At 65.0% G+C, this 2,797-nt stretch carries 5 protein-coding genes and 1 tRNA gene; 3 read left to right on the forward strand and 3 right to left on the reverse strand.

The annotated features are described in order from the left end of the window. Positions 1–315 precede the first annotated feature (315 nt). A complete protein-coding gene (locus tag ACIQ2E_RS13875; RefSeq protein ID WP_398331763.1) occupies positions 316–618 on the reverse strand; it encodes an IS3 family transposase in 303 nt (100 codons plus the stop codon). 51 nt (positions 619–669) lie between these two features. Between ACIQ2E_RS13875 and ACIQ2E_RS13880 the strand changes: the two genes are divergently transcribed. After that, positions 670–897 carry a hypothetical protein gene (locus ACIQ2E_RS13880; protein ID WP_398331766.1) on the forward strand — a complete coding sequence of 76 codons (228 nt, stop codon included), beginning with the start codon at positions 670–672 and terminating at the stop codon, positions 895–897. Here the strand turns inward: ACIQ2E_RS13880 and ACIQ2E_RS13885 are convergent. Then, positions 866–939 (reverse strand) — tRNA-Pro (locus tag ACIQ2E_RS13885). The two genes, ACIQ2E_RS13880 and ACIQ2E_RS13885, sit on opposite strands and share 32 nt — an antisense overlap. Before the next feature lie 177 nt (positions 940–1,116). Between ACIQ2E_RS13885 and ACIQ2E_RS13890 the strand changes: the two genes are divergently transcribed. Next, entirely contained in the window at positions 1,117–1,734 is a 618-nt protein-coding gene (locus ACIQ2E_RS13890; protein WP_398331769.1) for a M23 family metallopeptidase, read from the forward strand. Continuing rightward, positions 1,731–2,321: an alpha-ketoglutarate-dependent dioxygenase AlkB family protein gene (locus ACIQ2E_RS13895; RefSeq protein ID WP_398331772.1), complete on the forward strand. Its 591-nt coding sequence runs from the start codon at positions 1,731–1,733 to the stop codon at positions 2,319–2,321. The genes ACIQ2E_RS13890 and ACIQ2E_RS13895 overlap by 4 nt, the downstream gene beginning before the upstream one ends. A gap of 1 nt (position 2,322) precedes the next feature. On the opposite strand, the gene ACIQ2E_RS13900 is transcribed toward ACIQ2E_RS13895, so the two are convergent. Then, a complete protein-coding gene (locus ACIQ2E_RS13900) occupies positions 2,323–2,721 on the reverse strand; it encodes a Rid family detoxifying hydrolase (protein WP_398331775.1) in 399 nt (132 codons plus the stop codon). Between the last annotated feature and the right edge of the window lie 76 nt (positions 2,722–2,797).

Raw genomic sequence — 2,797 nt, forward strand, 5'->3', positions numbered from 1 at the left:
TGCTGGATCTGGATTTCTTGCCCGACATTTGAATCCTCAGAACTTCACACACCATAAGCTCAGGCTCGTGAAGAAGTCGTGACGATCGTTTTGGCTTTCCAACTAGGTTGAAAAAGTGGCAACTTTGGATGCATGATGCACCCCTCTCTCCTGTGCTATCAGCTAAAAGCTGTAATGGGTTCTGGTTTGTTTGGGTGATCTCAAGGGGGGCGACAGGCCGAGGCCTTTGTGTATTTCAGTTGTAGAGGGAGCTGCCGGTTGAAGTTGGACAGAATGAGGCGCAGATCGCTACCAAATTGACCGACTATCTGGGCGTCAGTTGGCCTGCTCCGCCGTGGGATGGTGATCTGCCTGATGACGCCGCACTGAGCCGTCAGCCGGTCTGGCCCGCTTCTGCTTGCGAGGAGTCGGGCGCTGGAGTCCTTCCTCCCGCCAGAGCCGGTGCACCCGCTTGTGGTTCACCAGCCAGCCTTCCCGCCGCAGTAGGCGGTGCGCCATACGCCGGCCCCAGCGAATGTGCTCGGCAGCGATCTCACGGAGACGACGGCGCAGCTTCCCCTCCTCGATCGAGGCGACCTTGGCAGGATGGCGTTGGGTGCTGCGGTGCTGGCCAACCACTCTGCAGACCTTCCGCTCGGATGCCCGCTACGGTCACCGACGAGGTCAGGTATGGGACGACGTCAAAACCCTGGACACGATCTCAAGAACACCCGCTTCAACCTGACTGGCAAGACCGAGCGGGAGTTTGAGCTGGCGTTTATGTCGTCGGTCTCCGCCAACAGGGACCGGATCAACTGCGCGATACACAGCCAGGTCGACAGGGACACGATCGGCCGCTGCTCGGGCTTTGTTGGTGAAAAGTCAATCGGGGCGACAGGATTCGAACCTGCGACCTAGTGCTCCCAAAGCACCCGCGCTACCAAGCTGCGCCACGCCCCGTTTGTGTGGAGCTTACCGGTCGCTCCTGCTGGGTGGCAGGGCGCTCTGGCCTTTTGCGAAGGGCCCGGTAAAACGCCTGCGACTGGATGTGGGGGTTGCTTGAGAGCTCGGCGGTGGCTGCTTGGTCTGCTCGCCTTGTGTACCGCCATGGGTTTGGCGGCGCAGGCCGAGCCACAGTTGGATCCCGTTGTTGATCAGGGGTTGCCCCCGAGGCCGGCGCTCATTCCCGCCGAAACACCGGTGGCGGACGTGGTGCTGGCCAGCGCAACGCCAGCCCAGCTCTCGCAAGAGGCCGCCTGGCCCCTGCGATCCGGCGAACCTCTGCGCCTGGTGTATCCCCTCGCTATCCAGGCTGAAGAGGTCGATCCCTACGGCTGGCGTTACTCCGAAAGTCGCCAGGCCTGGCGCATGCACGCCGGGCAAGACCTGGTAGCCCCTGAAGGCACTCCGGTGCTGGCGATGCTCCCTGGCCATGTGGTGCTGGTGGAAGATCTCGATGGCTATGGGCTCACCGTGGTGCTCGATCACGGCCGCGGTTGGCAGACCCTCTACGCCCACCTGTTGTCGGCCTCGGTGCAGCCGGGCGACTTTCTGCCCGCCGCCACTCCTCTGGGTGCGGTGGGTCAGAGCGGCCGCGCCAGCGGGCCGCATCTGCACGTGGAGCTGCGCCGCCGCGATGGCGATCGGATGGTGGCGCTGGATCCCACGCCCTTGATCGATCAGGCCACACGCCTGCTGCCCCAGGCTCCACCGCCGCTGCAGCAGGCTCAGGGGACCCCGTTCCCCTCGCCTTGATCCGGATCGAGCGCACCGGCCTGCAGTTGCGCCATGGTGTGGCCTGGCTCCAGCAGCAAGGCCTCCACACCCCGCAGTTGCGCCAGGTCTTGGGCCAGGGCCTGGCCTGGGAGCAGCCCCTGGTCACGGTGTACGGCAAGCAGCACCGCACGCCGCGCCTCACCTGCTGGGTGGCGGATCCCGGCTGCTCCTATCGCTACAGCGGCCTGCAGCAAGCGATCCATCCCTGGACGGCCGAGCTTGAGACCCTGCGCCAGCTGTTGCTGGATCAGCTCGGCCTGCGCTTCAACAGCCTGCTGCTCAATCGCTACCGCGACGGGGCGGATCGCATGGGTTGGCATGCCGATGACGAGCCTGAGCTCGACGATCAGACTCCGATTGTCTCCCTCAGCCTCGGCGCGGCTCGCGATCTGCGCTTCCGGCCGCGCCGCGGCGGCGAAGCACCCTTCGCCATCAACCTGGCGGATGGCGACCTGTTGGTGATGGATCCGCCCAGCCAGCGCCATTGGCAGCACGCGCTGCCGCCGCGGGCGCGGGTCAGGCAGGAGCGGATCAACCTCACCTTTCGCGTGATTCGGCCGGCCTGAATCAGGCGAGCACGGCGATGCAATCGATCTCCACTCGGGCGTCCTTCGGCAGTGCCGCCACCTCCACGCAGGCCCGCGCTGGCGACACACCGGCTCCGAACACCTCGGCATAGAGGGCATTCACCTTGGCGAAATCGCCGAGGTCGGCCAGAAACACCGTGGTGCGAACCACCTGTTGGGGGGTGCAACCCGCTTCGCTCAGTACCGCTTTGAGGTTGCTCAGCACCTGGCGGGTTTCGGCCTCCACATCGCCGCAGCCCACCATCGCGCCCGTGGCCGGATCGAGGGCGATCTGGCCGCTGCAATAGAGCACCCCGCCGGCCTTCACAGCCTGGTTGTACGGACCCACGGGCGCCGGAGCAGCGCTCGTTGTCACAGCTTCGATCGTGGGACTGGTCATGCTGGAGGGAAGATGGGCGCTGAGCCTATGGCCAGAGCGCCTGATGCGAATCGAGCTGTCCAACCCTGAGTTGCCG

The organism is Vulcanococcus sp. (assembly GCF_044369115.1).
Taxonomy (GTDB): Bacteria; Cyanobacteriota; Cyanobacteriia; order PCC-6307; family Cyanobiaceae; genus Vulcanococcus.

What these genes read in the sequence shown, in the direction of transcription:
- ACIQ2E_RS13900 (WP_398331775.1), bottom strand. Translation starts at nt 2,721, where the DNA reads ATGACCAGTCCCACGATCGAAGCTGTGACAACGAGCGCTGCTCCGGCG.
- ACIQ2E_RS13880 (WP_398331766.1), top strand. Translation starts at nt 670, where the DNA reads ATGGGACGACGTCAAAACCCTGGACACGATCTCAAGAACACCCGCTTC.